Source organism: Pseudomonas sp. REP124 (assembly GCF_020164475.1).
Lineage (GTDB): Bacteria > Pseudomonadota > Gammaproteobacteria > Pseudomonadales > Pseudomonadaceae > Aquipseudomonas.
The window spans coordinates 1-25,001 of record NZ_JAIQWX010000058.1; the positions used below are offsets into that span (position 1 = coordinate 1).

Below are 25,001 nucleotides of genomic sequence, written 5' to 3' on the forward strand. Positions count from 1 at the left end.
CTGCTCGCGATGAGGTCATGACGCCTCCGATCAGGTGGCAGGCCGAATCGCCTTGATCAGCGACTCCAGCGAATACCCCAATCGCGGCGCCAGCGCTTCGGCCCGGGCGATCAGCCCTTGCATGTCCAGCTCCTGATCCAGTTCCGAAGGCACGATCAGGATCACGTTGCCCTCCTTCACCGGCAATTCCCAGTAATGCCGGTGATAGAGCCCGCGCAACAACGCGGCGCCCAGCGGCTTGCCGTCGTCGGTGGCCCATTGATTGATCACCAGCCAGCCACCCGGATTCAGGCGTTTCTGGCAGTTCTCCAGGAAAGTCCAGGCCAGGTGCCCGACACCCGGGCCGACGTCGGTATAGAGGTCGACGAAAATCAGGTCCGCAGGCTCAGCCGTGTCGAGCAGTTCCAGAGCATCGCCGACGCGAATGTACAGGCGCGGATCGTCGTCCAGCCCCAGGTACTCGATGGCCAGGCGCGGCACATCGGGACGCAGTTCGATGGCTTCGACGTCTTCCAGCGGCAGGAACTTGAGGCAGGCCTGGGTCAGTGTGCCGGCGCCGAGCCCGAGAAACAGCGCGGACTCCGGCTGCTCGTGGCACAGCGCACCGATGAGCATCGCCCGGGTGTAATCGTATTCGAGCCAGCTCGGGTCGGCGGTGAACACACAACTCTGCTCGATGGCGTCACCGAATTCGAGAAAACGGTAATCGGCCACTTCCAGCACGCGAATCACGCCAAATTCGTCCTGCACTTCGGCGAGCAAATGCTCGACGCGCTCCTCAGTCATTTCCTCTCCCGACCCTCACCTTGCCTGCAATGAACAAGCAGCACATTGACACCACTGCGCACAGCGGCAAAGGCGCGATTGTCCGCGAAGCGACGGGAACAGGTCACGCACTAATTGCTGATAACATGGCGATCCGAGCGTAAAACAAATAGAGACCGTGATGAGCCAACCCTGGAGCCCTGACAGCTGGCGCGCCCTGCCGATCCAGCAGCAACCCCAATACCCCGATGCAGCGCATTTGCAGCACGTCGAGCAGACCCTGGCCAGTTATCCGCCGCTGGTGTTTGCCGGTGAAGCCCGGGAATTGCGTCGTCAGTTTGCCGAAGTGACCCAGGGCCGCGCGTTTCTGCTGCAGGGCGGCGATTGCGCGGAAAGCTTCGTCGAGTTCTCCGCCGCGAAAATCCGCGACACCTTCAAGGTGTTGCTGCAAATGGCAATCGTCATGACCTTCGCCGCCGGCTGCCCGGTGGTCAAGGTAGGGCGCATGGCCGGCCAGTTTGCCAAGCCGCGCTCGGCCAACGACGAAACCATCGACGGCGTGACCCTGCCGGCCTACCGGGGCGATATCGTCAACGGTATCGGCTTCGACGAGAAGAGCCGCGTGCCGGACCCGGAGCGCCTGCTGCAGTCCTATCACCAGTCCACCGCCACCCTGAACCTGCTGCGCGCCTTCGCCCAAGGCGGGTTTGCCGACCTGCACCAGGTGCACAAGTGGAACCTGGATTTCATCGCCAACTCCGCGCTGGCCGAGAAGTACAGCCACCTGGCCGACCGCATCGATGAGACTCTGGCCTTCATGCGCGCCTGCGGCATGGACAGCTCGCCGCAACTGCGCGAGACCAGCTTCTTCACCGCCCACGAAGCGCTGCTGTTGAACTACGAAGAAGCTTTCGTGCGCCGCGACAGCCTGACCAACGATTACTACGACTGCTCGGCCCACATGTTGTGGATCGGCGACCGCACCCGTCAGCTCGATGGCGCCCACGTCGAGTTCCTGCGCGGGGTGAACAACCCGATCGGGGTCAAGGTCGGCCCAAGCATGAACACCGACGACCTGATCCGCTTGATCGACATCCTCAACCCGGACAACGATCCGGGCCGCCTGAACCTGATCGCGCGCATGGGCGCGAACAAGGTCGGCGACCACTTGCCGCAACTGATCCGCGCCGTGCAGCGCGAAGGCAAGCAAGTGCTGTGGAGTTCGGACCCGATGCACGGCAACACCATCAAGGCCAGCAGCGGCTACAAGACCCGGGATTTCGCGCAGATTCTTGGGGAGGTGAAGCAGTTCTTCCAGGTGCACCAGGCCGAGGGCAGCTATGCCGGCGGTATCCACATCGAGATGACCGGGCAGAACGTGACCGAGTGCATCGGTGGGGCGCGGCCGATTACCGAGGATGGATTGTCGGACCGGTATCACACCCACTGTGATCCGCGGATGAATGCGGACCAGTCGCTGGAGTTGGCGTTTTTGATTGCCGAGACTTTGAAGCAGGTTCGGCGTTAAATCGTATTGGACCCATCGCGAGCAGGCTCGCTCCCACATTGAATCGCACCTCGATCTACTGTGGGAGCGAGCCTGCTCGCGATGAGGCCAGCTCAAACCCCATCAATTTGAGCCAATGCCGCCCGCAATCGAATGGCACTCGCCCTTGGGCAATTGAGTTGCACCCGCGCCAACCCCAGCCAATCCGCCATCCGCCGCAGATACACCGCCAGCGCCAGCATCCCCTCATCATCCAGCCCCTGCTCTTCCTCGTGCACCGCATGTACCGCCAACTGCCCTGCCGCCCGCTCGGCCCGCAGGTCCACACGTGCGGCGATCCGCTCATGATGCAGAAACGGCAACACGTAATACCCATACACCCGCTTGTGCTGCGGCGTGTAGATCTCAAGCCGATAACGGAAATCGAACAGCCGCTCGGTACGGCTGCGCTCCCAGACCAGTGAATCGAAAGGCGAAAGCAGCGCGCTGGCCTCGACCTTGCGCGGCGGACTGGCGTCGGGCAGGCAATAGGCCGGCTGCCGCCAGCCCTGAACGTCACACATCAGCAACTCGCCCGCCTCCACCAGCTCTGCAAGTCGCGGCTGGCTGTCGGCGGGGTTCAGGCGGAAATAGTCCCGCAGATCTTTCTCGGTGCCCACGCCCAGGGCGGCCGCGGCATGCAGCAGCAGGCCGCGCTGAGCTTCGGCCTCGTCGGGCATCGGTTGCGTCAGGATCGCCGAGGGAATCACCCGCTCCGGCAAGTCGTAGAGTCGCTCGAACCCGCGGCGTCCGGCGACCGTCACTTCACCGGCGGCAAACAACCACTCCAGTGCATGCTTTTCCGCGCTCCAGTCCCACCAGGGGCCGGCTCGCTCCTGGCGCGTCGACAGGCTGCCGGCACCCAGCGCGCCCTGCTCCTCAACGCATGCCAGGACCCGACGAATCGTGTCCTGCTGCTCACGCCCGAAACGCGCCAGTTGCTGATAAATGTCTTCACCCCGGGTCGCCCGCTGCATGCGCCAGCGCATCATCGGGTACAGCGACAGCGGCATCAGCGAAGCCTCATGGCCCCAGTATTCGAACAAGGTGCGACGACGGCCCTGACTCCAGGCAGCCTGGTCGAGCAATTCAGAGGGGTAATGACCTAGACGGGAAAACAGCGGGAGGTAGTGCGAACGCACCACGGCATTGACGGAATCGATCTGCAGGATGCCCAGCCGTTCGATCAGCCGGTTCAGGTGGGCCGCTTTGATCGTCGCTGGCGGCTGGCGCCCGTTGAATCCTTGGGCAGCCAGCGCCAGACGCCGAGCCTGTTTGAGGGATAAGGATTGTGTCGCGGGCATGAGCATCTCCTTGCCTGCTCGCAACCTACCTCACCATAAGTCGGTTTGTGTAGTTGGATGTTACTCATTTATGCATCGGATCATTCCAGAATGGCTTTACCGACTCGAACTCGACATCCGCCCGACTCATACCGATGTCCTTCAGCGCTTCGTCGCTCAGGCTTGCCAGCAGTTCGCGCTCGCGATGCAGCTCGTACCAACGGCTGACCTTGTGCAGCAGATCGGAAATCAGATGGACCGAGTGTTTTTCTGCGCCTTGGAACTCATGTAGACCTTTCATCTTGTTGCCCTCCGTTTGGATGGTTCCAGTCTCGCGCCGGGTCTAAGATCAATCCAACAAATGTTTCTGATGGCAAACATCTCGGAGATTGATACATGTCTACTTATCAGACTATCGATACCGAAGTGCTGCGCACCTTCGTCGCGATCGCCGACCAGGGTGGCTTCACCCGCGCCGGCGAGCTGGTTCATCGCACGCAGTCGGCGGTGAGCATGCAGATGAAACGACTCGAAGAAGACGTGCTGCAGCGTCAGCTGTTCCAGCGTGACGGCCGGCAAGTACGGCTCACCGCCGAAGGCCAGGTGCTGTTGGGTTATGCGCGGCGCATCCTCAAGCTGCACAGCGAGGTGTTCAACACCCTGCGCGAGCCGGACATGGTCGGCACGGTGCGCATCGGCACGCCGGACGATTACGTGATGCGCTTTTTGCCGGGGATCCTGCGGCGCTTCGCTCAGTCCTATCCGCTGATCCAGATCGAGGTGCACTGCGAATCATCAAAACAATTGCTGATGCGTCAGGACCTCGACCTGTCGATCGTCACCCGCGAACCGGGCAGCGAAATCGGCCAGTTGTTGCGAAAGGAGCGGTTCGTCTGGGCCGAGGCGCAGTGCTACAGCGCCCATGAGCAAACACCGTTGCCGCTGGCGATGTTCAACAGTGACTGCTTTTGCCGGATGTGGGCGTGCAACGCTCTGGATGCGGCGGGTCGCGATTACCGCGTGGCGTACAACAGCGACAGTCTGTCGGCGATCATGGCAGTGGTCAGCGCGGGCCTTGCGGTCACCGCGCAACTGGAAAGCCTGATCACTCAGGACATGCGCATCCTTGGTGAAGCCGAAGACCTGCCGTTATTGCCCGAGGCCAGCATCATGCTGGTGCGCAATCTGCACAACCCTTCGCCGATCACCGAATGCCTGGCCGAACATATCGTCGACGGCTTCAAACTTTAAAGGCGAGCATCACCGCGCATAACACCAGGAAACCGCAGAACAGAGCGCGAAGCAGGCGTTCGGGCATCGCGTGGGCGATCTTCACACCCCAACTGATGCTCAGCAGGCCGCCGACCGCCAGAGGTACGCCGATCGCCCAATGGACCTGATGGTGCACGGCGTAAGTGACCAAGGTGACGCCGGTACTGGGCAGCGCCAGCGCCAGTGACAACCCTTGGGCAACCAACTGCGTGGTGCCGAACAGACTGGTCAACACTGGCGTCGCCACCACCGCCCCGCCCACTCCGAACAACCCGCCCATGGTGCCGGAAGCGGCACCGAGCACGCCCAGCCATGGCCACGAATACTTCATCTGCGAAGACGCCGGCGTGCGGGCAGAGAACATGCGCACGAGGTTGTAAGTCGAAAGCGCGACCAGAAAGGCGACGAAGCCGATGCGCATGGTTTGCGCATCGATGCCCACGGCCCAGATCGAGCCGAACCAGGCGAAACAGAAACCCATCGAAGCCAGAGGCAGGGCATGGCGCATTTCGATGCGATTGCGCTGGTGGTAGCGCCACAGCGCCAGCATGACGTTGGGCACCACCATGACAAGTGCCGTGCCTTGGGCGATTTGTTGATCCAGACCGAACAGTACGCCCAGCAGCGGGATGGCAATCAGACCGCCACCGATGCCGAAGATGCCGCCCAGGGTGCCCAGGGCCGCGCCGAAAACCAGATACATCAAAAACTCAATCACTGCGAGGTCCTCCAGATAGTGAGCTCATCGTACTCAGATGATTCTGGTGGGGAAACGCACAGCAGCGCACAATGGCTGTGCTCGACTCGCATAAGCAAAACGGCTTTTTATGAACCCTAATCAATTGACTGACCAGCTCGCTCTGTTCCTGGACGTTCTGGAAACCGGAAGTTTTTCTGCCGCCTCTCGTCGCCATCCGCTGACGCCCTCTGCGGTGGCGCGACGGATCGACAGCCTCGAAAGCGCCGTGGGCAGCCAGTTGTTCGTTCGCACAACCCACGCGGTTCGAGCGACGCCGGCCGGTTTGGCATTTGCCGAACGGGCCCGGCGGATCGTCGAGGAACTGCGGCTGGCGCGAGCCGAGGCGGTTTCCCTGAGCAGCGCACCCGAAGGTCTGATTCGGGTGGACGCCCCGGCAGCATTCGGTCGTCGCCATCTGGCTCCGGTAATCGCAGATTTTCTGGCGCTTTATCCAGGCCTTGATGTGCACCTGCATCTGATCGACAGCTTCGTCGATATGCAGGGCCTGAATCTGGGTAAAGTCGACCTGGTGCTGCGTACCGGTCAATTGGCCGATACCCGGCTGGTCGCTACCCCGCTGGCGAGCATGATGCGTATCGCCTGTGCCAGCCCGGACTATCTGCAACGCCGGGGCGTCCCCAGGGATCCGGTGCAACTCTGCGAACACGACGGCGTGGACTGGGAGGGTTTGGCACCGCAGTTCGCATGGCGCTTCGAGCTTGAAGGTCAGATGCAACTGCATCGACCCTCGCGCATACGCATGAGTGCCAACAATGCCGAGGCCCTGGTCTTCGGCGCGTTAACCGGTCTGGGCATCGCCCATTTGCCGACCTGGCTGGCCAGCGAATACCTGGTGCGTGGCGAGTTGTTGCCGCTGTTCTGCGAAAACGGCCTGCCCAAGCCGGAAAGCACCGGGATCTATGCCCTGCGTCTGGAACAACAACCCAATTCCCGCAGCCGCCTCTTGCTGGAATACCTGAAAACCCGCTTCAGCCCGATCCCGCCGTGGGATCTGGTACTGCAAACCCATCTGAATCGCCACTAGTCCGGAATTGTCTGGCGCATTAAAGATTTGACCGCTAGATTCATGACGATCATTGCTCAAGGCTTCGAAATGACCACCGAACGCGACACCCCGGACAACTGCGACGACCTGCTGCTGGACAACCAGGCCTGCTTCGCCCTGCATTCCACTTCACTGATGATGACCAAGGTCTACAAGCCCCTGTTGCAGGCGCTGGGCCTGACTTATCCACAGTACCTGGCGATGATGGTGCTGTGGGAACAGGATGGCTTGACTGTAGGAGAAATCAGCGCACGCCTGCTGACCGATCCCGGCTCGCTGACGCCCCTGCTCAAACGCCTTGAAGCCGAAGGCCTGCTCAGCCGCACCCGCAGCCGTGAAGACGAGCGCGTGGTAATCGTCGAACTCACCGATCAGGGCCGGGGCTTGCGAGACAAGGCCCGGAGCATTCCCCAGTGCATCCTCGGCGCCAGCGGCATGACGCTGGAGCGATTGCAGAGTCTGCAGGCGGAGCTGCAAGAGCTGCGTCGGCATTTGCAGGACAGCCTGATCTAAAAAAACACCTCGGAACCCCTGTGGGAGCGGGCTTGCTCGCGAAAGCGGTGTGTCATTCAGCAAATGTGCCGATTGATACACCGCTTTCGCGAGCAAGCCCGCTCCCACATTTCTTTCTGCTTCTCACAAAAAATTTCAGCCAATTAAATCTTTATAAATCAATAACTAACAAACAAATCGTTCGTTCACAGAATACTTTTTCAAAAATTTATCTTGCGCACTAAATATTAGCGCGATACATTCACTTCGCACTCAGTTAGCGCACAAACATTTAGCGCAACACAAACCCAGTCAAATCAAATCGAACGAGGCTTTCACCATGCAAACTCTCTACACCGCAATCGCAACTTCCACCGGTGGCCGTGACGGTCGTGCGATCTCCAGCGACAACATTCTCGACGTCAAACTCGCCACCCCGAAAGAACTCGGCGGTGCAGGCGGCGCGGCAACCAACCCTGAGCAACTGTTCGCCGCCGGCTACTCCGCCTGCTTCATCGGCGCCCTGAAATTCGTCGCCAGCCAGACCAAGCGCAGCATCCCGAGCGATGCCTCGATCACCGCCCATGTCGGCATCGGCCAGATCCCTGGCGGTTTCGGTCTGGACATCGACCTGCACATCAGCCTGCCGGGCCTGGAACAAACCGACGCACAAGCACTGGTCGACGCAGCCCACCAGGTCTGCCCGTACTCCAACGCCACCCGTGGCAACGTCGATGTACGTCTGCACGTGACCGTCTAACCGTCGCCGTCCAACCAGGCCCGAACAGGAAATGAACATGAACACTTTCAGCAAAGTCTTGACCGGTACCCTTCTCGCTCTGTCCGTCCACAGCGCGTTTGCCGGCGACGTTGAACACAACACCCAGGCATTTCTCGATGTGTTGAACGCCGGCACCGGCAAACCGATGGAACAGATGACGCCCAAGGATGCCCGCGCCGTGCTGGTGGGCGCGCAGTCGGGGGTGAAGCTGACGTTACCGAAAGCCGATGTCAGCCAGAAGACAATCCAGGTCGATGGCCAGCCGCTGAGTCTGACCGTCGTCCGGCCGGCCGGGGTCAAAGGTGAGTTGCCGGTGTTCATGTTCTTCCACGGCGGTGGCTGGGTCCTTGGGGATTTCCCGACCCACGAACGGCTGGTTCGTGACCTGGTGGCCGGTTCCGGCGCGGTGGCGGTGTTCGTCAACTACACCCCGTCTCCGGAAGCGCATTACCCGGTTGCGATCAACCAGGCCTACGCGGCAACCAAGTGGGTGGCCGAGCACGGCAAAGAGATCAACGTCGACGGCAAGCGTCTGGCCGTGGCCGGCAACAGCGTCGGCGGCAACATGGCGGCAGTGGTCGCGCTGATGGCCAAGGACAAGGGCACACCGGCAATCAAGTATCAGGTCCTGCTGTGGCCGGTGACCGATGCCAACTTCGATACCGGTTCCTATAACCAGTTTGCCGAGGGGCACTTCCTGACCCGCAACATGATGAAGTGGTTCTGGGACAACTACACCACCGACGCCAACCAGCGTAACGAGATCTACGCCTCGCCGCTGCGGGCGACCCCTGCGCAACTCAAGGGCCTGCCACCGGCGCTGGTGCAGACGGCAAGTGCCGACGTGCTGCGCGACGAAGGCGAAGCCTACGCCCGCAAACTCGACGAAGCCGGCGTGCCGGTGACCTCGGTTCGCTACAACGGCATGATCCACGACTACGGTTTGCTCAACGTGGTGAGCCAGGTCCCAGCGGTGCGTTCGGCGATGTTGCAGGCTTCGCAGGAGCTCAAGGAGCACCTGAAGTAACACAATCCCTTGTAGGAGCGAGGCTTGCCCGCGAAGGCGCAATACCAATCGACATCAGTGTCGGCTGATAGAACGCTTTCGCGGGCAAGCCTCGCTCCTACAGGAATCTTTCAGGCACAAAAAAGCCCGACTCAATGGTCGGGCTTTTTCATTCCTCAAGCAGTGCTTATTTAGCACGGCCTTTGTAGGAACCGCCTTCGCGGGTGTCGATTTCGATCATGTCGTCGATTTCGATGAAGTCAGCAACCGACAGTTCGGTGCCGTTCTTCAGTTTGGCAGGCTTCATGACCTTGCCGGAAGTGTCGCCGCGAGCGGAACCTTCGGTGTAGGCAACCTGACGCACGATGGTGGTCGGCAGCTCTACGGAAACCAGACGGCCTTCGAAGAACACGGCTTCGCAGACGTCGGTCATGCCTTCTTCGATGAACGGCAGAACGGCTTCGATGTCTTCAGCGTTCAGCTCGTACATGGTGTAGTCGGTGGTGTCCATGAACGTGTAGGAGTCACCGCTGATGAACGACAGGGTCGCTTCTTTGCGATCCAGGATCACGTCGTCCAGCTTGTCGTCCGCACCGTAAACGGTTTCAGTCTTGTAGCCGGTCAGCAGGTTCTTCAGCTTGGTCTTCATGATCGCGCTGTTACGGCCCGACTTGGTGAATTCAGCTTTCTGAACCAGCCATGGATCGTTGTCGATACGCAGCACGGTACCGGGTTTGAGTTCTTTACCAGTTTTCATTGCGAATATCCGAATTTGGATGGGATTTACAAAAATCTAGGCCGCGTATCATAGCCAATTTACATAAAACTGTACCAGCGCCGCGGCGAGATCGGGCCGGGAGGCCTGTTCCAGACACCACGTTTGCGCGTGTTTTTGCAGCTCTGGCCAGTGTTTGCGGGTCGATTGCCAGTGGTCGGTCATTTTTTCGCCGGCGTTCCAGGCACGCCACAAACCACTGATCGCCTCCCGTGCAGGCTCCGAAAGATCCTGCACATACAGCGTGAGGAAGGCCTCGAGCTTGTCCAGATGGACGTCTTCTTCCTGTTGATAAATGTGCCAGAGCAACGGCAGGCCCGCCCATTGGGCACGGACGAACGAGTCCTCGCCGCGCACGGCGTTGAAATCGCAGCACCACAGCAAACGGTCGTACTCGTCCTGCCGGACGAACGGCAGCACCTGCACTGTCAGGCCATCGCGCACATGCACGGCGCCGGCCGTCAGGTCGCTTAAGCCCAGCCAGCGTTCGACATCCCCCAGAATCCGCCCTTCCGGCACCAACAGATGCGTCGGCGTCGAATCGCTCGCCAGCGCGTCCATCCAGCTGGCCAGCCCCGCGTTTTCGTAGGCGAACAGCGAAATCAGCTGTGAACCAGGAACACGATCGATCCCCAGGCCCTGCAGGAAAGCGCGCTGAGCCTCGGGATCCTGCTGGAATTGCTGGCGCCGATCGAGCAATCCACCCTCGCGCAGCAAACCACCGGTGCCCTGACGAAAGCCCGGAAAGAAGAAGAACTTCTGCACGTGCCGGTATTTGACCGACGGCAAGCCGTGACAGCCGATCACCCAGTCCTCGGCGCTCAGGTAATCGAGGTTCATCCACAGCGGCGGCTTCTCGCGCTCGGCCATGGCGTCCATATAGGCACTGGGCAGTTGGCAGGCGAACGCGGCAATCACCACATCCGCGGCATCGACCGGCTGGAAGTCGGCGCTCCAGTGACGCACTTCGACGCCCTGCTGCCATTGCTGGCCGGTGTGGATATCGATTTCCGGGCACATGCGCTCGAAGGCTCGCAGATCATCGACCCACAAGCGCACCGCCACGCCATGCTCGGCAACCAGCTGGCGCGCCAGGCGCCAGGTCACGCCGATGTCGCCGTAGTTATCCACCACAGTGCAAAAAATATCCCAGCGGGTTTTCAGTTCAGACATTCCAGGCTCCCGTTGGCAAAGGCAGCGATTGTCCGCATAAATTCCCCCATACAGAAGAGCCGACGACGATTAATCTTTCTGCGACAATCGCAAATGCCCGCGACCCACCGCCAGGAGGCAACCATGCCCTACCGTCCCAACCCGCGCCGCCCGTTGCCGATCCAGCTCAATGCCCTGCAACTGACCGGCAGCATTGCCTTGGGTCTGTGGCTGGGGTTCATTGCCATCGCATTGACCTGCTGGCTCGCTTCACGCTTCGTGTTCAACGAACAATTGGCGCCGGTGGCCCAGGCAGTGCAACAACTGGCCAACCCGCCCGTGGTGCAGCAGGTTCCCGATCTTCCTCCCCAGAGCCCGCTGTTCGAGCAATACGAAGAGAACCTGCGCAAGAGCGAACAGGCCGCACGCCTTGATCAGGCCCGTAGCAGTAACCGTAATCTGTCGAACCCCAAATGCCAGTTCTGGCTGCAACAGGACCAGACGGCGCCCAGCGAAAAAAGCCGCGCCAATGTCCTGCAATTCTGCGATTGATCATGAATAAACAGACCGTTCACCAACTGATTCTCGACAAACTGCGCATCGATCTCGACATCGCCGAGCGCGCGGCGCAGACCGCCTACGAAACGGCTACACACGAAGAGAACATTGCCGAAAACAAGTACGACACATTGGGACTGGAGGCGTCCTATCTGGCGGCCGGGCAAGCCAGGCGCGTCGAGGAAATCCGCCAGTCCCTGGCGCTTTGCCAGAACCTGATTCTGCGTCCATATGACGATCAGCGCGGTATCGAGGTCGGTGCGTTGCTGGGCCTGGAAGACGAACAGGGTCGCGAACAGTGGCTGTTCCTGGCACCGGATGCCGCAGGGCTGAAGGTAGAGCTGGTGGGACAACCGGTCACCGTCATCACCCCGCGCTCACCGCTGGGCAAAAGCCTGCTGGGCAAGTTCGAGGGCGATGAGGTGGAGATTCTGGTGGCGGGCGCTCGGCAACAGTTCGCTGTCACCGAGGTCGTCTAGAAAAGATCAGTGGACGGGCAGTTCGACGCCTTCGAACAGTTCTTCCAGTTCCTGCTTGTTATGGCACTGAATGGCTTTGGCCATGACGTCGCGGGTCAGGTGCGGGGCGAACTTCTCGATGAAGTCGCACATGAAGCCACGCAGGAAGGTACCGCGACGGAAACCGATCTTGGTGATGCTCGATTCGAACAGTTCGCTGGCATCGAGTACGACCAGATCGTTGTCGAGTTTGGTATCAACGGCCATTTTCGCCACGATGCCCACGCCCAGGCCCAGGCGAACGTAAGTCTTGATCACGTCGGCGTCGGCGGCGGTGAACACCACTTTTGGCGTCAGGCCGCGATGGCTGAAGGCTTCGTCGAGCTTGGAACGGCCGGTGAAACCGAACACGTAAGTCACGATCGGGTATTCGGCCAAGGCTTCGAGGGTCAGCTTCGGCAGTTTGGTCAGCGGGTGACCGTGAGGGACGACCACGCAGCGGTTCCAGCGGTAGCACGGCATCATCACCAGATCGCCGAACAGCTCCAGCGCTTCAGTGGCGATGGCGAAATCCACGGTGCCGTCAGCGGCCATTTCGGCGATCTGCATCGGCGAACCCTGGTGCATGTGCAGGGCCACGTCCGGGTATTGCTTGATGAAGTTGCTGATCACCGGCGGCAGTGCGTAGCGCGCCTGGGTGTGGGTGGTGGCAATCGACAGGGTGCCTTTCTTCTCGTTGGAGAATTCCTGAGCGATCTGCTTGATGCTTTCGACCTTGCGCAGGATCTCGCCGGCGGTGGTGATGATGCGCTCGCCGGCCGGGGTGACGCGGGTCAGGTGTTTGCCGCTGCGGGCGAAAACTTCGACGCCCAGTTCGTCTTCCAGCAGGCGGATCTGTTTGCTGATGCCCGGTTGCGAGGTGTAAAGGCTTTGGGCTGTAGCGGAAACGTTGAGGTCGTGGTGCGCCACTTCCCAGATGTAGCGCAGTTGTTGAAGCTTCATATGAATCCCTCAAAGCAGATAGACGCCACGGGCATCAGCGACGGTATATAACTATATGAATGGTTTGAAGAATAAATCTAGAACTTTTTTATCAGAATGCCACTATTCATTGCGTTCTAGCGATCCCCCTGGCGACGACGTTGCACCAGCGGCACCAGGTAAACCGGCACCTTCGACAGCTGCAACACACGCGCTGCGGTCCGCCCTAGAGGCGTTTCCGCACCAGCACCATGGCTATGGCTACCTACGATCAGTAAATCCACGGAGAGTTTCTGCGCCTGATCCAGAATCACTTGCGCCGGATCGCCCTGCAGCACACGTACCGCCTGGATCCGCTCCAGGTCATGCTCGCCCTCTTCTCCCAATTCCTCCCGAAAACTGTCCAGTACCCGTTGTTCGATATTGGCGATAACGGTATTCAGACCCTGACTGTGAAATTCGTTCAGCGCCTGCTCATCCAGATAGCTCTGCAGCACCGATTCGGCAAACAGCCCCATGGGCTCAACCGCATGCACTACGTACAGGTCGGCATTGAATGTCCGTGCCAGTTCCAGGGCGTGCTGCATCACCACAGGGGCGTACAGACCGAGGTCAGTGGCATAGAGCATCGAGCGAATCATATGACCTCCTCTGATACCAACATGGCGGAGATTGATTCAGCTTAGCAGTGCCTTGGAGACTACGACGTTTGGCGCAACACGTTGATCGGCGGGCTTAAACCTTTTGCTCGTTGCTTATGCCATGGGGCACATGACCGGTGGCGACGACTTCCCGGGCCAACTCGCAATGACCGGCCTGATCATCGAAAAACACATCGGCGGCGAAGGCCTCGAGAAACGCCGATTTGGTCAGGCCACCCAGAAATAGCGACTCATCCAGACGGATGTCCCACTCGCGCAGGGTGCGGATCACCCGCTCGTGGGCCGGCGCAGAGCGGGCGGTGACCAGCGCCGTGCGGATCGGGCAGGCGCCATCGGGAAACTCGCGCTGCAACAGATTGAGCGCGGCGAGGAAGCCCTTGAAAGGACCGCCGCGCAACGGTTCGCGGGCCGACTCGCGCTCCTTGGCCTGAAACGCTTCCAGGCCGCCGGACTGATAGACGCGCTCGGACTCATCGGAAAACAGCACCGCATCGCCGTCGAAGGCAATGCGCAATTCATCGCTGGCGGCGCGGCTGGCTCCTCCCGACAGAATCGTCGCTGCGGCGAAACCGGCGTCCAGCGCGCTGCGAACGTCTTCGGCATGGGTCGAGAGGAACAGGTCGCAGCCAAAAGCCTTGAGATAAGGATAAGGACTGCGCCCGCCGACGAACGCCGCCCGGGAAATCGCCAGCCCATAGTGGTCGATCGAGTTGAACACCCGCAGGCCGGTGTCGGCACTGTTGCGTGACACCAGGATCACCTCGACCCGGGCACGGCCGAGGTGAGCATTGAGGTTGAGGAGTTTCTGCACCAGAGGGAAAGCATCGCCGGGTTCGAGAATTTCGTCTTCGTGCTCGATCTGATACTGCCGGTAGGCCTCGACGCCGCTCGACAGATAGACTTTGTGGCTTTCACTCAAATCGAACAGGGCTCGCGAGGAAATCGCCAGTACCAGTTTGTCGTCGATGTTTTTTGCCATGCCCTTCCCCCCTCGGATGGATCGACTCAGCGGTTACGTCGATCGATGAAACCCAGACTGCGATACAAGGCCTCGATTCGCGGCAGTTCGCAGCCCGCGGCCTTTGCCGCTGCCAGTGGCCGGGCGTAAATGGCGTCCAGTTCCAGCGGTCGCTTGTGCAGATGATCGTGGTACATGCTCGGCCAGTAGTCGGGCATTTTCTCGGTCATCATGAACAGATGCTCGGCATAACCGGCCGGCACTTCGTGACCGCAGGCGACGGCCCCCTGTACTACTTCGGACATCAATGCCTTGATCAACTCGCGGCTGTCGGTATCGGCCATCAACGGCGTGGTGCTCGCCCCCAGCAACACCGAAAGACCGTTGTAAGGAACATTCCAGACCAGTTTCAGCCAGCGCGCCTGGTGCAGGTTGGCCATGGCCTGTGAATCGATGCCGGCGCCGCGGAACAAACCGACACCTTCCTCGATGATCGCGGTGCGCTGCGCACCATCGGCGGCCGGGCCGCTGTGGTAGCCGACATGCACCGCGCCCAGCGCCTGATGGGTGATGACCCCGGGGGCTTCGCGATGGACGCAGATATAGCAGAGCCCGCCCAGCACATGCAGCGAATCAGGCAGCAATTCACGCAGGCTGTCCTCGACGTCGAGGCCGTTCTGCAATAGCAGCACCTTGGCATTCGGCGCCGCGGCCTGCTGGATGATCGGCGCCAGGTCCGCGTTGCTGGAGGTTTTCGCCCCCACCAGCAGCCAGTCGCAGGGCGGCATGTCTTCGGCGGCCGAGTAGGCCTGCACCGGATTCAACGTAAGCGCACCATGCACCGCGCTGTGCAATTGCAGCCCGCGTTCGGCCACCGCGGAAAACTCGCTGCGCAGCAGAAAGTGCACATCAAAACCGGCTCGCGCCAGCATCAATCCGTAGAAACCGCCGATTGCACCGGTCCCGATAATACCGATTGTCGGTTTGGCAACTGCCCCCATCATGGCAACTCCTCAGCTGTTCGACCCAGCGCCTGCCGGATCGCCCGATTCAGTTCGGACGCGGTCAGGCGCGAATGCAATGCTCCAAAGAACTCACCGTCGCGTACCACAAACAGCGCCGGCAAATGAAAGACCTGATAGCGCTCGACCACCCCGCCGTTGTTTCCGGCGTCGATCCAGCACAGCCGATCGACCGCCAGATCGAGCGTCGGCAATTGTTCGCGGGCAAAGCGGCAACTCGAACAGCCGACACTGGTAAAAATCACCAGAGATACGCCATTCATCGTCAGCAGCCGCTGGTCGGCGTCAAAATCGGTCAGTTCCAATTCGACCACTATACTGGGGGAAATAATGTCAGATGGCCGACACATGGAGTCCGTGTTCATGGGACGATTCATTCCTCATCCTGACGATGTACCGGTGGAATTGACGCTGCTCAAGCCCGAGTGTATTTCGCGGCAACAGCTGCACACTATCAGCCTCGGGGGTGTGGCTTGCAATTATCACCGCGCGTGGCGTCACGGCACGGCGCTTGAAGTGCGCATGCCGACCCTGAACCCCGACATGCGCTTTCTGGGCTATGTGGCCTGGTGCCTGCGCCGCAAGCACGGTTACCTGGTGGGCATCGCCTTCGTCGACGAGCAGACGCTGTTCAGTGCGCGGATGGGCGAGCAGGTCTGCCGGATAGAGCGTTATTGCCGCCAGCATGACGTACACGACGATCTTCAGGAAGTTCAGGCGCGGGCGCTGGAGTGGGTCCAGCAACATGCCGACGAGTTTTCCCATGAGACAGTGCGCAAGGCGTTTGCGCAGCCTGTGCTGGATTAGCCAATTACCCAATCCCTGTGGGAGCGAGCCCGCTCGCGATGGTCGACAACGATGACCCACGGGTATCTGAATGCCCGCGTGGACCGGGCATTTTTCGCGAGCAGGCTCGCTCCCACAAAAAACCGGGCTGCTGCCATGCCAAATCACGACCTTAAACGCCCCAAACCCGCGTCTGCCCATTGTCTAGCCACGGTGTAACGCGCTAAGGTTCGGCTCCCCGACGCGCTTAATTTGCTGTGCTCCGCCGCGCGGGTTCGCTGGCGGCCTGCACCCGTGACCTGACGAGTAAACGATGGCTGATTTACCGATCAACGACCTGAACGTCTCTTCCAACGAGACGCTGATCACCCCCGATCAGCTCAAGCGTGACATCCCTCTGAGCGACGCCGCGCTGCGCACCGTCACCAAGGGCCGCGAAGTCATTCGCAACATTCTTGATGGCACCGACCACCGCCTGTTCGTGGTCATCGGGCCTTGCTCGATACACGACATCAAGGCCGCCCACGAATACGCCGAGCGCCTGAAAGTGCTGGCCGCGGAAGTGTCCGATACGCTGTATCTGGTGATGCGCGTGTATTTCGAGAAGCCACGCACCACGGTCGGCTGGAAAGGCTTGATCAACGATCCGTACCTGGATGACTCGTTCAAGATCCAGGATGGCCTGCACATCGGTCGTCAGTTGCTGCTGGATCTGGCCGAAATGGGCCTGCCAACCGCCACCGAAGCCCTCGACCCGATCTCCCCGCAGTATCTGCAGGACCTGATCAGCTGGTCGGCCATCGGCGCGCGCACCACCGAATCCCAGACCCACCGTGAAATGGCTTCCGGCCTGTCCTCGGCCGTCGGCTTCAAGAACGGCACCGACGGCGGCCTGACCGTGGCCATCAACGCCCTGCAATCGGTTTCCAGCCCTCACCGTTTCCTGGGCATCAACCAGGAAGGCGGCGTGTCGATCGTGACCACCAAGGGCAACGCCTACGGTCACGTCGTGCTGCGCGGCGGCAACGGCAAGCCGAACTACGACTCGGTCAGCGTCGCGCTCTGCGAGCAGGCGCTGAACAAGGCGAAGATCAAGCCGAACATCATGGTCGATTGCAGCCACGCCAACTCGAACAAGGATCCAGCCCTGCAGCCGCTGGTGATGGAGAACGTCGCCAACCAGATCCTCGAAGGCAACCAGTCGATCATCGGCCTGATGGTCGAAAGCCACCTGAACTGGGGCTGCCAGGCGATCCCGAAAGACCTCGCCGACCTGCAATACGGCGTGTCGATCACCGATGCCTGCATCGACTGGACCGCTACCGAGAACACCTTGCGCAGCATGCACGCCAAGCTCAAGGATGTACTGCCCAAGCGCGATCGCACCTGATCACGTTTTAATGCAGCAAAAAAAACGCCGGGCAAGCCCGGCGTTTTTTTATGTGTTCGTTTTGCTGAAGGTCACTGGCTCAGCTTGGCCGCGTGCCGCTGGTGGCGCTCCATGTAGCGCTCGACGTAGGAGCACGATGGAATGACGGTGTAGCCCATCTCCTCGGCGTACTGCAGCGCCTGTTCGGTCAGTGCAGCGGCAATGCCGCGACCGCGCAATGCGTTGGGCACGAAGGTGCGATAGATATCCAGGGTCTGTTTCCCCAGATCCATATAAGTCAGGTAGGCACGATGACCGTCCACATTGGTCTCGAACTGATGACCAGCCTGGTCATGGTGGATGGACAACGCCTCGCTCATCACTACTCCTCGCGGGTCTTTTGAATTTCGACCCCTACCTTACCGATGTTTTTCCGGCGAAGGAACAACTACGCCACCCCGTGCCTGAATGGACACCGAGAAGAGCTACACCGATCTCGCGCAACCGAGCACGTACAAATAGTAGGCACCATTGGCGCAAATGCTCAAGGTGCGCTCGTCATCAGTCTGGTTGGCGGGTGCTGCTCCGGGTTACGCAGGAACGGCTCGAGCACGGATCGCCCCGTGTCGACAGCCTGATCATTGCCGGATGTTGACACTTAAGACGAGCCCCCGTGTTTAAAGTCACCAGTACATGGAGAAAGATATGAGAGGCATCGCGCAAAACCCGAACGAAAGTGTAGACGAAACCATCTAGATACACTTTAGGAAAGTCCGGAAAAACAGTTGTTTAGGTGGGGAACTTTTCCGCGCAGGCTCGCTCATCTCGGGCCTCCCAGCTGAATATTTTTTAAACAGCGCAGTTAAAAGTTGCTCGAAAAAGAATCAACGCCTACAATTTTTTTGGCTTCCTGCTTTATGTCAGTTTACTTACGACAAGTAATGGGTAGTATGTACGCCGGCTATTTCCTCAATGGGAGGAGAAAGCCACTTAATAGAAAGTCCTTGAAGGGGAACACGATGAACAACGTTCTGAAATTCTCTGCTCTGGCTCTGGCCGCAGTTCTGGCTACCGGTTGCAGCAGCGCATCGAAAGAAACCGAAGCACGTCTGACCGCTACTGAAGACGCAGCAGCTCGCGCACAAGCTCGTGCAGACGAAGCTTACCGTAAAGCTGACGAAGCTCTGGCTGCTGCTCAAAAAGCACAGCAAACTGCTGACGAAGCTAACGAGCGTGCTCTGCGCATGCTGGAAAAAGCTAGCCGCAAGTAATAATCCCTCGGGATTGTTATCAAGCCGACCCATTCTTGGGTCGGCTTTTTTATCGCCCGCGGTTTAGTGCAGGCATAAAAAAACCCGCTGATGCAGTGCGCATCAGCGGGTTCTTCTCAAATGTTACTGCAATGGATCCAGTGGTGCACTGCTCACCATGGGAGCGGCGGAGTTCGGTACGGCGATCTCCACCGGCAAACCATCTTCAGCGGCAACCACGTCTCGCACTACATCCCAGTTCATGCGCAGGTTGTTGGTGATGTCTTCACGCTTGAGCATCGCGTTGATCACCGAGGTGTGCTTGTCGACCACCGACGGATTGCCCTTGTCGTCCAGTGGCGTGTGCGCTTCCAGGTAAACCTTGCCGCCACTTACGCCGAACTTGTACGGGTCGTTGATGATGCGCACCGAAGTGCCCACCGGCACCATGCCGGCCATTTCCAGCACGTTGTTGTTGAACATGCGGAAACAGCCATGGCTGGTGCGCATGCCGATGCCGAACTTCTTGTTCGAACCGTGAATCAGGTAGCCCGGAGTGCCCAGGGTGAACTTGAACGGCCCCAGCGGGTTATCGGGACCGGCCGGCACTACATTCGGCAGCGGGTCGCCATCGGCGGCGTGTTCGGCCTTGATCGACGCAGGCGGTGTCCAGGTCGGGTTCGGCGTCTTGGCGATGATGCTGGTGTGGGCAATCGGCGAGCCCCAGCCTTCACGACCGATACCCAGCGGGAAGGTGTAAACCACGTTCCGGCCTTTCGGGTAGTAGTAGAGGCGGTATTCGGCCAGGTTGATCACGATGCCTTCACGCGGGCCAGGCGGCAGGATGAAACGGGTCGGCAGCACGATCTCGGTGCCGGCACCCGGCAGCCATGGGTCGACACCCGGGTTGGCCGCGACCATTTCCGTGTAGCCCAGGTCGTAAGTGGTGCCAAGGTCGGCGAAGGTATCTTCGTACTTGGCCTTGATCACTTGCACCTGGCCGATGATGTCTTCACCTGGCGGTGGCAGGGGCAGCTCCAATGCTGCAACGGGACCTGCTGCAAAGAGCGCGGCAAGAGTCAGGCAGCGGGTGACGGCAGGAAAGCGCGGCAACATCCGGAAAGTCCTTCGCATGATCAACAGAGGGTATGGCGCGCGATTGTACACCGACACCCCGGTATTCGGGGAGCCAGCCGATAGCTTGCTAATTTTGAGGCTTCAAAGCTCGAACCGCAGCTCCGGCCAGATCGGCGAGGTACCGCGCTTTTGCGACTCGAGAATGGCCCGGCACAGCGAGCACAGGCGATGGTCCTGGAACACCCGGCGATCGACGCTCGACCAGCGCGGTTGAGCCGGCAGCAGGCTGCCGCACAGGGTCCGATCCGCCGAACCTCCCAGCTCCAGCTGACGGGTCACCAGATGAACCCGCACTTCCTGGCAGGCGAACAGATCCAGCTGTTCGTCAGGCTCGATCAGTTGGTAGGAGAAAAGTGACCAGGCGGGACGCGGCATCGGGGGCTCCAAATCGGGGCGACACATTAGCCGAAAGCCCGCCTCTGGAAAAGTGTCATAACAGCGGTTTTAAGGTAGGCCAGACATTTTCCAGCAACTTGTCCTGAGCCCCGGCCGCCGGGTGGATGCCGTCGGCCTGCATCAACTCGGGATGCCCGCCCACGCCGTCGAGAAAAAATGGTACCAGCGGGATGTTTTTCTCGCTGGCGACGTTGCTGAAGACATCCGCGAAGGCCTTGGTGTAGCGCGCACCGTAGTTGGGAGGCAACTGCATGCCGAGCAACAGCACCTTGGCGCCACTGGCGCGGGAGCTGTCGATCATCGACGCAAGATTTTGTTGCAATTGCGTTGGCAGCAGTCCGCGCAGCCCGTCATTGCCGCCCAGTTCGAGGATGACCAGCTCAGGCTTATGCTCTGCAAGCAGCGCAGGCAGCCGCGCCTGGCCTCCAGCGCTGGTGTCGCCGCTGATAGAGGCATTGACCACTTTATCGTCAAAACCTTCGCGCTTGAGCCGCTGCTCGAGCAACGACACCCACCCCAGCCGGGTATCCAGCCCGAAACCGGCGCTGATACTATCGCCAACGATCAGGACTGTACCCGCCGCTGCGTTCTGGGCCATGCACATCAAGGCCAGGGCAGCACTCAAAAACCACACACGCATCGGATTCTCCATGGGCGCAAGCATTCTCACCGCGAAGAACCTTAGCAAAGTGGTTCCCAGCGCGGAAGGTGATCTGACTATCCTGCACGAACTCAGCCTGCAGCTGAACAAGGGCGACAGCCTGGCCATCGTCGGCGCTTCGGGCTCCGGCAAATCCACCCTGCTGGGCCTGCTCGCCGGTCTCGACCTGCCGAGCAGCGGCGAAGTCACATTGGCCGGGCAGAGCCTGAGCAATCTCGACGAGGACCAGCGGGCGCGCATCCGCGCCGAGCACGTCGGCTTTGTCTTCCAGTCCTTCCAGTTGCTCGACAGTCTCAATGCCCTGGAAAACGTCATGCTGCCTCTGGAGCTCGACGGTCGCAAAGATGCCCGCGGGCGTGCCACCGAGTTATTGCAGCGAGTCGGCCTCGGCCAGCGCCTGACCCACTCGCCGCGCCAGCTCTCCGGCGGCGAACAGCAACGTGTGGCGATTGCCCGGGCGTTTGCCGCTGAACCTGATGTGCTGTTCGCCGACGAACCCACCGGCAATCTCGACAGCCATACCGGCGAGCGCATCAGCGATCTGTTGTTCGAACTCAACAAGGAACGCGGCACTACCCTGGTGCTGGTCACCCACGATGAGCGCCTGGCACATCGCTGCCGACGCCTGATCCGCCTTGAAGCCGGCCTGCTGGTCGCCCCCGTGGAGGCCTGATGGCACGTCTGCCGCTGTTGCGCCTGTTCAGTCTCGCCATTCGCCAACTGCTGCGCGATGCCCGCGCCGGTGAATTGCGCGTGTTGTTCTTTGCCCTACTGGTGGCGGTGGCTTCCAGTACTGCCATCGGCTACTTCGGCGCTCGTCTCAACGGCGCGATGCTGCTGCGTGCGACCGAGTTCCTGGGGGCAGACCTGCTGCTCGAAGGCAGTTCGCCGGCCCGCGACGAGCAAATCAAGAGCGGTATCGAGCTGGGTCTCGAGCATGCGCAGGTGGTGGAATTTTCCAGCGTCATTGCTACGGACAACGGTATTCAGCTCTCCAGCATCAAGGCGGCCGACTCTGTCTACCCGCTGCGCGGTGAGTTGAAAAGCGCGCCCGCCCCCTTCGCTGCCGAGGAGCCCGGAGGCGGGCCGAATCCCGGTGAAGCCTGGGTCGAGGGGCGCTTACTGACTGCGCTCAATCTGAAGATCGGCGACAGCATCGATGTCGGCATGAAAACCCTGAGGCTCGCCCGGGTACTGACCTACGAGCCCGACCGCGCCGGCAACTTCTACAGCCTGACGCCGCGAGTCCTGATCAACCTCGACGACCTCGCCGCCACCGGCGTGGTGCAGCCCGGCAGCCGGGTCAGTTACCGCGAGCTCTGGCGTGGCAATGCGTCAGCCCTGGAAACCTATCGCCAACTCATTAAACCCGGCCTTGCCGCCAACCAGCGCATCCAGGATGCCCGCGATGGCAACCGGCAGATCGGTGGTGCACTGGGCAAGGCTGAGCGTTATCTGAACATGGCCAGTCTGGTGGCGGTGTTGCTGGCGGGTGTCGCCGTAGCCCTGTCGGCGACGCGCTTCGCCACACGCCGATTCGATGCCAGCGCACTGTTGCGCTGCCTTGGATTGTCCCGCCGGGAAACCATGGTGCTGTTCAGCTTGCAGCTGACTGTCCTCGGACTGCTCGCCAGCATCGCCGGCGCCCTGATCGGTTGGCTGGCGCAACTGGGACTGTTTGCCCTGCTCCATGATTTGTTGCCCAGCGACGTACCTCCAGGCGGCGTATTCCCCGCCATCGCCGGCATCGGCACCGGACTGGTGGCACTGGCCGGCTTCGCCCTGCCACCACTGGCGGCCTTGGGTAGGGTGCCTCCTCTTCGGGTCTTGCGCCGCGATCTGCTGCCGATTCCTTCCAGCACCTGGATGATCTATGGCGCTGCATTGGCCGCTCTGGGCTTGATCATGTGGCGCCTGAGCCTGGACCTGGTGCTGACCTTCGCCCTGCTCGGCGGCGGGGTGATCGCGGCGCTGATGCTGGGCGGCCTACTGTTGTTGCTGCTCAAAAGCCTGCGGCGAATGCTGGCCCGGGCTTCGTTGCCGTGGCGCCTGGGTCTTGGCCAATTGTTGCGCCATCCACTGGCCGCCGCCGGGCAATCCCTGGCATTCGGCCTGATCCTGCTGTCGATGGCACTGATCGCCCTGCTGCGCGGCGAATTGCTCGACACCTGGCAGAACCAGTTGCCGAAAAACGCACCGAACTATTTCGCCTTGAACATCCTGCCCGCGGACAAACAGGCGTTCACCGATCGCCTGTTCTCCCTCTCTGCCCAATCGGCGCCGCTGTATCCGGTAGTGCCGGGCCGTCTGATCAGCATCAATGGCGAACCGGTGCAACAGATCGTCACCAAGGAATCGGCGGGAGACCGGGCAATCCAGCGCGATCTGAGCCTGACCTGGGCCGCGGACCTACCAGCAGGCAACACGATCACCGCAGGCAACTGGTGGCCCGAGCAGCCGCCGGACGACATCCCGGGCGTATCGGTGGAGGGCAAGGTCGCGGAAAGTCTGAAGCTCAAGCTGGGCGACCACCTGATCTTCACCGTGGGCGGGGTCAACCGCGAAGCTAAAGTCACAAGCCTGCGGGATATCAATTGGGACAATTTCCAGCCGAACTTCTTCATGATCTTCCAGCCGGGCACGCTGAGGGATCTGCCAGCGACCTACCTGACCAGTTTTTATCTGGCGGCGGGTCATGATCAGCAGATCGTCGAGTTGTCCCGAAGCTTTCCGGCGGTGACCATTCTGCAAGTGGAAGCCTTGCTGGCGCAGCTGCGCAGCATCCTCGCCCAGGTCACCCTGGCGGTGGAGTATGTGCTGTTGTTTGTCCTGGCGGCAGGCATGGCTGTGCTGTTTTCCGGCTTGCAGGCGACGCTCGATGAGCGCATCCGCCAGGGTGCACTACTGAGGGCGCTTGGCGCTGAACGGCAGTTGCTGGTGAAGGCCCGGCGAATCGAGTTCGGTTTGCTGGGCGCGGTCAGCGGCTTGCTGGCGGCGCTGGGCTCGGAAGTCGTGAGCCTGGTGCTCTACCGATACGCGCTGGATCTGCCTTGGCATCCACACCCATGGCTGCTGGTGCTGCCGTTGATCGGTGCCGTGCTGATTGGCGGGGCTGGCGTGTTCGGCACTCGCCGTGCGCTGAATGCCAGCCCGCTGACGGTATTGCGCGAAGGTTGAAGCTCGATTGCACCGCGCTGATCCTGTTGAAGGTGAAGCGCGGATGCATGGCGACTTGCACTACCTCCTAACTCTGCTCGTAACGAATCTCATTGATCCACCACAGCACCTCGCCGCTCGGGGTCTGCACCACAGCCTCATCGCCCTCTTCCTTCTTCAGAAGCGCACGCGCCATCGGCGAATCGATCGAGATGTAATCGTTGCGACCATAGATTTCGTCGTACCCCACAACCCTGAACTTCTTGATCTCCCCCGCCTCGTTTTCGATCTCGACCCAGGCCCCGAAAAACACTTTGCCTTCCTGCTCGGGCGAATAGGCGACCACCCGAACATCCTCAAGCCGCTTGCGCAGATAACGGACGCGCCGGTCAATTTCCCGCAGCAGCTTCTTGTTGTACTGATAGTCGGCGTTTTCGCTGCGGTCACCCAACGACGCCGCCCACGTCACTTTGCGCGTGGTGTCAGGACGTTTTTCTCGCCATAGATAGTCGAGCTCCTGCTTCAGAGCTTCATGACCTTGCGTTGTGATGATGTTCGTACTCAAAGCGGGGGTGCTCACTGGCGATGACATCGGCTAACGATATTTGAACCGCTCTTGATCAGGCAACCTGTCGACAGGCTTGCCATTGAGACAAGGGGCAATATTTCGACGCTGGTCACTTCATGGATTGACATTTAAGACGACCAGTCTAATAATTTTTTACAATTT

29 protein-coding genes are annotated in these 25,001 nt (G+C 60.4%); 13 read left to right on the forward strand and 16 right to left on the reverse strand.

Features of this window, described 5'->3' with window-relative positions; genetic code table 11:
• Nucleotides 1-30: 30 nt before the first annotated feature.
• On the reverse strand, nucleotides 31-786 hold the full coding sequence (locus tag K9857_RS15650) for a spermidine synthase (protein WP_224537220.1): 756 nt from the start codon (nucleotides 784-786) through the stop codon (nucleotides 31-33).
• A gap of 160 nt (nucleotides 787-946) precedes the next feature.
• Here K9857_RS15650 and K9857_RS15655 point away from each other — a divergent pair, with 160 nt between their 5' ends.
• Nucleotides 947-2,293, forward strand: coding sequence for a class II 3-deoxy-7-phosphoheptulonate synthase (locus K9857_RS15655; protein ID WP_224537222.1), 1,347 nt, complete (start codon nucleotides 947-949; stop codon nucleotides 2,291-2,293).
• A gap of 92 nt (nucleotides 2,294-2,385) precedes the next feature.
• Here K9857_RS15655 and K9857_RS15660 read toward each other — a convergent pair whose 3' ends face one another.
• Together K9857_RS15660 and K9857_RS15665 are read right to left on the reverse strand one after the other, a co-directional pair.
• The gene (locus tag K9857_RS15660) at nucleotides 2,386-3,615 is read right to left on the reverse strand and encodes a winged helix-turn-helix domain-containing protein (RefSeq protein WP_224537224.1); all 1,230 of its coding nucleotides are present in this window, start codon (nucleotides 3,613-3,615) and stop codon (nucleotides 2,386-2,388) included.
• A gap of 64 nt (nucleotides 3,616-3,679) precedes the next feature.
• Complete coding sequence (locus tag K9857_RS15665; RefSeq protein ID WP_224537226.1) at nucleotides 3,680-3,895, reverse strand: DUF1127 domain-containing protein; 216 nt, start codon at nucleotides 3,893-3,895, stop codon at nucleotides 3,680-3,682.
• A gap of 95 nt (nucleotides 3,896-3,990) precedes the next feature.
• Between K9857_RS15665 and K9857_RS15670 the strand changes: the two genes are divergently transcribed.
• Nucleotides 3,991-4,845: a LysR substrate-binding domain-containing protein gene (locus K9857_RS15670; protein ID WP_224537227.1), complete on the forward strand. Its 855-nt coding sequence runs from the start codon at nucleotides 3,991-3,993 to the stop codon at nucleotides 4,843-4,845.
• Here the strand turns inward: K9857_RS15670 and K9857_RS15675 are convergent.
• The gene (locus tag K9857_RS15675; protein WP_224537278.1) at nucleotides 4,835-5,569 is read right to left on the reverse strand and encodes a sulfite exporter TauE/SafE family protein; all 735 of its coding nucleotides are present in this window, start codon (nucleotides 5,567-5,569) and stop codon (nucleotides 4,835-4,837) included. The two genes, K9857_RS15670 and K9857_RS15675, sit on opposite strands and share 11 nt — an antisense overlap.
• A gap of 124 nt (nucleotides 5,570-5,693) precedes the next feature.
• On the opposite strand from K9857_RS15675, the gene K9857_RS15680 reads away from it, so the two are divergent.
• The 4 genes from K9857_RS15680 (at nucleotide 5,694) to K9857_RS15695 (ending at nucleotide 8,971) form a co-directional block, all read left to right on the forward strand.
• The gene (locus K9857_RS15680) at nucleotides 5,694-6,650 is read left to right on the forward strand and encodes a LysR family transcriptional regulator (protein WP_224537229.1); all 957 of its coding nucleotides are present in this window, start codon (nucleotides 5,694-5,696) and stop codon (nucleotides 6,648-6,650) included.
• Between the two features lie 69 nt (nucleotides 6,651-6,719).
• The gene (locus K9857_RS15685; protein ID WP_224537231.1) at nucleotides 6,720-7,184 is read left to right on the forward strand and encodes a MarR family winged helix-turn-helix transcriptional regulator; all 465 of its coding nucleotides are present in this window, start codon (nucleotides 6,720-6,722) and stop codon (nucleotides 7,182-7,184) included.
• A gap of 319 nt (nucleotides 7,185-7,503) precedes the next feature.
• Nucleotides 7,504-7,923, forward strand: coding sequence for an organic hydroperoxide resistance protein (locus tag K9857_RS15690; RefSeq protein ID WP_224537233.1), 420 nt, complete (start codon nucleotides 7,504-7,506; stop codon nucleotides 7,921-7,923).
• 37 nt (nucleotides 7,924-7,960) lie between these two features.
• The gene (locus K9857_RS15695; protein ID WP_224537235.1) at nucleotides 7,961-8,971 is read left to right on the forward strand and encodes an alpha/beta hydrolase; all 1,011 of its coding nucleotides are present in this window, start codon (nucleotides 7,961-7,963) and stop codon (nucleotides 8,969-8,971) included.
• 166 nt (nucleotides 8,972-9,137) lie between these two features.
• On the opposite strand, the gene K9857_RS15700 is transcribed toward K9857_RS15695, so the two are convergent.
• Both K9857_RS15700 and earP read right to left on the reverse strand, forming a co-directional pair.
• Nucleotides 9,138-9,707: an elongation factor P gene (locus tag K9857_RS15700; protein WP_110964190.1), complete on the reverse strand. Its 570-nt coding sequence runs from the start codon at nucleotides 9,705-9,707 to the stop codon at nucleotides 9,138-9,140.
• 48 nt (nucleotides 9,708-9,755) lie between these two features.
• Nucleotides 9,756-10,898 carry an elongation factor P maturation arginine rhamnosyltransferase EarP gene (gene earP, locus K9857_RS15705; RefSeq protein ID WP_224537236.1) on the reverse strand — a complete coding sequence of 381 codons (1,143 nt, stop codon included), beginning with the start codon at nucleotides 10,896-10,898 and terminating at the stop codon, nucleotides 9,756-9,758.
• A 123-nt stretch (nucleotides 10,899-11,021) separates the two neighbouring features.
• Between earP and K9857_RS15710 the strand changes: the two genes are divergently transcribed.
• Both K9857_RS15710 and K9857_RS15715 read left to right on the forward strand, forming a co-directional pair.
• Nucleotides 11,022-11,429: a hypothetical protein gene (locus K9857_RS15710; RefSeq protein WP_224537238.1), complete on the forward strand. Its 408-nt coding sequence runs from the start codon at nucleotides 11,022-11,024 to the stop codon at nucleotides 11,427-11,429.
• 2 nt (nucleotides 11,430-11,431) lie between these two features.
• Nucleotides 11,432-11,914 carry a transcription elongation factor GreAB gene (locus K9857_RS15715; RefSeq protein ID WP_224537240.1) on the forward strand — a complete coding sequence of 161 codons (483 nt, stop codon included), beginning with the start codon at nucleotides 11,432-11,434 and terminating at the stop codon, nucleotides 11,912-11,914.
• Between the two features lie 6 nt (nucleotides 11,915-11,920).
• Here K9857_RS15715 and cysB read toward each other — a convergent pair whose 3' ends face one another.
• From cysB to K9857_RS15740, 5 genes are all read right to left on the reverse strand, one after another.
• Nucleotides 11,921-12,895, reverse strand: a complete 975-nt coding sequence (gene cysB / locus K9857_RS15720) for an HTH-type transcriptional regulator CysB (protein WP_175376976.1) — start codon at nucleotides 12,893-12,895, stop codon at nucleotides 11,921-11,923.
• A 116-nt stretch (nucleotides 12,896-13,011) separates the two neighbouring features.
• Nucleotides 13,012-13,515 carry a universal stress protein gene (locus K9857_RS15725; RefSeq protein ID WP_224537242.1) on the reverse strand — a complete coding sequence of 168 codons (504 nt, stop codon included), beginning with the start codon at nucleotides 13,513-13,515 and terminating at the stop codon, nucleotides 13,012-13,014.
• A gap of 94 nt (nucleotides 13,516-13,609) precedes the next feature.
• On the reverse strand, nucleotides 13,610-14,515 hold the full coding sequence (locus K9857_RS15730) for a 5'-nucleotidase (RefSeq protein ID WP_224537244.1): 906 nt from the start codon (nucleotides 14,513-14,515) through the stop codon (nucleotides 13,610-13,612).
• Between the two features lie 26 nt (nucleotides 14,516-14,541).
• Nucleotides 14,542-15,498 (reverse strand): putative 2-dehydropantoate 2-reductase, encoded by a 957-nt coding sequence (locus K9857_RS15735; protein WP_224537245.1) that lies wholly within the window; start codon nucleotides 15,496-15,498, stop codon nucleotides 14,542-14,544.
• Nucleotides 15,495-15,881 carry a thioredoxin family protein gene (locus K9857_RS15740; RefSeq protein ID WP_224537248.1) on the reverse strand — a complete coding sequence of 129 codons (387 nt, stop codon included), beginning with the start codon at nucleotides 15,879-15,881 and terminating at the stop codon, nucleotides 15,495-15,497. The genes K9857_RS15735 and K9857_RS15740 overlap by 4 nt, the downstream gene beginning before the upstream one ends.
• Between K9857_RS15740 and K9857_RS15745 the strand changes: the two genes are divergently transcribed.
• Nucleotides 15,880-16,323 (forward strand): PilZ domain-containing protein, encoded by a 444-nt coding sequence (locus K9857_RS15745; protein WP_224537250.1) that lies wholly within the window; start codon nucleotides 15,880-15,882, stop codon nucleotides 16,321-16,323. The genes K9857_RS15740 and K9857_RS15745 overlap by 2 nt on opposite strands.
• Before the next feature lie 292 nt (nucleotides 16,324-16,615).
• Nucleotides 16,616-17,692, forward strand: a complete 1,077-nt coding sequence (locus tag K9857_RS15750; protein WP_224537252.1) for a 3-deoxy-7-phosphoheptulonate synthase — start codon at nucleotides 16,616-16,618, stop codon at nucleotides 17,690-17,692.
• Between the two features lie 71 nt (nucleotides 17,693-17,763).
• Here K9857_RS15750 and K9857_RS15755 read toward each other — a convergent pair whose 3' ends face one another.
• Nucleotides 17,764-18,051, reverse strand: coding sequence for a GNAT family N-acetyltransferase (locus K9857_RS15755; RefSeq protein WP_020800382.1), 288 nt, complete (start codon nucleotides 18,049-18,051; stop codon nucleotides 17,764-17,766).
• A gap of 639 nt (nucleotides 18,052-18,690) precedes the next feature.
• Here K9857_RS15755 and oprI point away from each other — a divergent pair.
• The gene (oprI, locus tag K9857_RS15760) at nucleotides 18,691-18,942 is read left to right on the forward strand and encodes an outer membrane lipoprotei OprI (RefSeq protein ID WP_011335311.1); all 252 of its coding nucleotides are present in this window, start codon (nucleotides 18,691-18,693) and stop codon (nucleotides 18,940-18,942) included.
• Nucleotides 18,943-19,065: 123 nt separating this feature from the next.
• Here the strand turns inward: oprI and K9857_RS15765 are convergent, their stop codons facing one another.
• From K9857_RS15765 to K9857_RS15775, 3 genes are all read right to left on the reverse strand, one after another.
• Complete coding sequence (locus K9857_RS15765) at nucleotides 19,066-20,037, reverse strand: L,D-transpeptidase family protein (RefSeq protein WP_224537254.1); 972 nt, start codon at nucleotides 20,035-20,037, stop codon at nucleotides 19,066-19,068.
• 102 nt (nucleotides 20,038-20,139) lie between these two features.
• On the reverse strand, nucleotides 20,140-20,433 hold the full coding sequence (locus tag K9857_RS15770) for a hypothetical protein (RefSeq protein WP_077044623.1): 294 nt from the start codon (nucleotides 20,431-20,433) through the stop codon (nucleotides 20,140-20,142).
• A gap of 55 nt (nucleotides 20,434-20,488) precedes the next feature.
• Nucleotides 20,489-21,094 (reverse strand): arylesterase, encoded by a 606-nt coding sequence (locus K9857_RS15775; protein ID WP_224537256.1) that lies wholly within the window; start codon nucleotides 21,092-21,094, stop codon nucleotides 20,489-20,491.
• Nucleotides 21,095-21,104: 10 nt separating this feature from the next.
• Here K9857_RS15775 and K9857_RS15780 point away from each other — a divergent pair, with 10 nt between their 5' ends.
• Nucleotides 21,105-21,788 (forward strand): ABC transporter ATP-binding protein, encoded by a 684-nt coding sequence (locus tag K9857_RS15780; RefSeq protein ID WP_224537258.1) that lies wholly within the window; start codon nucleotides 21,105-21,107, stop codon nucleotides 21,786-21,788.
• Nucleotides 21,788-24,292, forward strand: coding sequence for an ABC transporter permease (locus K9857_RS15785; RefSeq protein WP_224537260.1), 2,505 nt, complete (start codon nucleotides 21,788-21,790; stop codon nucleotides 24,290-24,292). Before K9857_RS15780 ends, K9857_RS15785 begins: the two co-directional genes overlap by 1 nt.
• Nucleotides 24,293-24,359: 67 nt before the next feature.
• On the opposite strand, the gene greB is transcribed toward K9857_RS15785, so the two are convergent.
• On the reverse strand, nucleotides 24,360-24,836 hold the full coding sequence (gene greB / locus K9857_RS15790) for a transcription elongation factor GreB (protein ID WP_224537262.1): 477 nt from the start codon (nucleotides 24,834-24,836) through the stop codon (nucleotides 24,360-24,362).
• Nucleotides 24,837-25,001 lie beyond the last annotated feature (165 nt).

What these genes read in the sequence shown, in the direction of transcription:
- K9857_RS15725 (WP_224537242.1), bottom strand. Translation starts at nt 13,515, where the DNA reads ATGATTCGCTCGATGCTCTATGCCACTGACCTCGGTCTGTACGCCCCT.
- K9857_RS15710 (WP_224537238.1), top strand. Translation starts at nt 11,022, where the DNA reads ATGCCCTACCGTCCCAACCCGCGCCGCCCGTTGCCGATCCAGCTCAAT.
- K9857_RS15685 (WP_224537231.1), top strand. Translation starts at nt 6,720, where the DNA reads ATGACCACCGAACGCGACACCCCGGACAACTGCGACGACCTGCTGCTG.
- K9857_RS15750 (WP_224537252.1), top strand. Translation starts at nt 16,616, where the DNA reads ATGGCTGATTTACCGATCAACGACCTGAACGTCTCTTCCAACGAGACG.
- K9857_RS15735 (WP_224537245.1), bottom strand. Translation starts at nt 15,498, where the DNA reads ATGATGGGGGCAGTTGCCAAACCGACAATCGGTATTATCGGGACCGGT.
- K9857_RS15765 (WP_224537254.1), bottom strand. Translation starts at nt 20,037, where the DNA reads ATGTTGCCGCGCTTTCCTGCCGTCACCCGCTGCCTGACTCTTGCCGCG.
- K9857_RS15775 (WP_224537256.1), bottom strand. Translation starts at nt 21,094, where the DNA reads ATGCGTGTGTGGTTTTTGAGTGCTGCCCTGGCCTTGATGTGCATGGCC.
- K9857_RS15745 (WP_224537250.1), top strand. Translation starts at nt 15,880, where the DNA reads ATGGGACGATTCATTCCTCATCCTGACGATGTACCGGTGGAATTGACG.
- K9857_RS15670 (WP_224537227.1), top strand. Translation starts at nt 3,991, where the DNA reads ATGTCTACTTATCAGACTATCGATACCGAAGTGCTGCGCACCTTCGTC.
- K9857_RS15770 (WP_077044623.1), bottom strand. Translation starts at nt 20,433, where the DNA reads ATGCCGCGTCCCGCCTGGTCACTTTTCTCCTACCAACTGATCGAGCCT.
- K9857_RS15715 (WP_224537240.1), top strand. Translation starts at nt 11,432, where the DNA reads ATGAATAAACAGACCGTTCACCAACTGATTCTCGACAAACTGCGCATC.
- K9857_RS15675 (WP_224537278.1), bottom strand. Translation starts at nt 5,569, where the DNA reads ATGTATCTGGTTTTCGGCGCGGCCCTGGGCACCCTGGGCGGCATCTTC.
- K9857_RS15740 (WP_224537248.1), bottom strand. Translation starts at nt 15,881, where the DNA reads ATGAACACGGACTCCATGTGTCGGCCATCTGACATTATTTCCCCCAGT.
- oprI (WP_011335311.1), top strand. Translation starts at nt 18,691, where the DNA reads ATGAACAACGTTCTGAAATTCTCTGCTCTGGCTCTGGCCGCAGTTCTG.
- K9857_RS15695 (WP_224537235.1), top strand. Translation starts at nt 7,961, where the DNA reads ATGAACACTTTCAGCAAAGTCTTGACCGGTACCCTTCTCGCTCTGTCC.
- earP (WP_224537236.1), bottom strand. Translation starts at nt 10,898, where the DNA reads ATGTCTGAACTGAAAACCCGCTGGGATATTTTTTGCACTGTGGTGGAT.
- K9857_RS15665 (WP_224537226.1), bottom strand. Translation starts at nt 3,895, where the DNA reads ATGAAAGGTCTACATGAGTTCCAAGGCGCAGAAAAACACTCGGTCCAT.
- K9857_RS15680 (WP_224537229.1), top strand. Translation starts at nt 5,694, where the DNA reads ATGAACCCTAATCAATTGACTGACCAGCTCGCTCTGTTCCTGGACGTT.
- K9857_RS15650 (WP_224537220.1), bottom strand. Translation starts at nt 786, where the DNA reads ATGACTGAGGAGCGCGTCGAGCATTTGCTCGCCGAAGTGCAGGACGAA.
- cysB (WP_175376976.1), bottom strand. Translation starts at nt 12,895, where the DNA reads ATGAAGCTTCAACAACTGCGCTACATCTGGGAAGTGGCGCACCACGAC.
- K9857_RS15690 (WP_224537233.1), top strand. Translation starts at nt 7,504, where the DNA reads ATGCAAACTCTCTACACCGCAATCGCAACTTCCACCGGTGGCCGTGAC.
- K9857_RS15755 (WP_020800382.1), bottom strand. Translation starts at nt 18,051, where the DNA reads ATGAGCGAGGCGTTGTCCATCCACCATGACCAGGCTGGTCATCAGTTC.
- K9857_RS15660 (WP_224537224.1), bottom strand. Translation starts at nt 3,615, where the DNA reads ATGCCCGCGACACAATCCTTATCCCTCAAACAGGCTCGGCGTCTGGCG.
- K9857_RS15730 (WP_224537244.1), bottom strand. Translation starts at nt 14,515, where the DNA reads ATGGCAAAAAACATCGACGACAAACTGGTACTGGCGATTTCCTCGCGA.
- K9857_RS15655 (WP_224537222.1), top strand. Translation starts at nt 947, where the DNA reads ATGAGCCAACCCTGGAGCCCTGACAGCTGGCGCGCCCTGCCGATCCAG.
- K9857_RS15700 (WP_110964190.1), bottom strand. Translation starts at nt 9,707, where the DNA reads ATGAAAACTGGTAAAGAACTCAAACCCGGTACCGTGCTGCGTATCGAC.
- K9857_RS15785 (WP_224537260.1), top strand. Translation starts at nt 21,788, where the DNA reads ATGGCACGTCTGCCGCTGTTGCGCCTGTTCAGTCTCGCCATTCGCCAA.
- K9857_RS15780 (WP_224537258.1), top strand. Translation starts at nt 21,105, where the DNA reads ATGGGCGCAAGCATTCTCACCGCGAAGAACCTTAGCAAAGTGGTTCCC.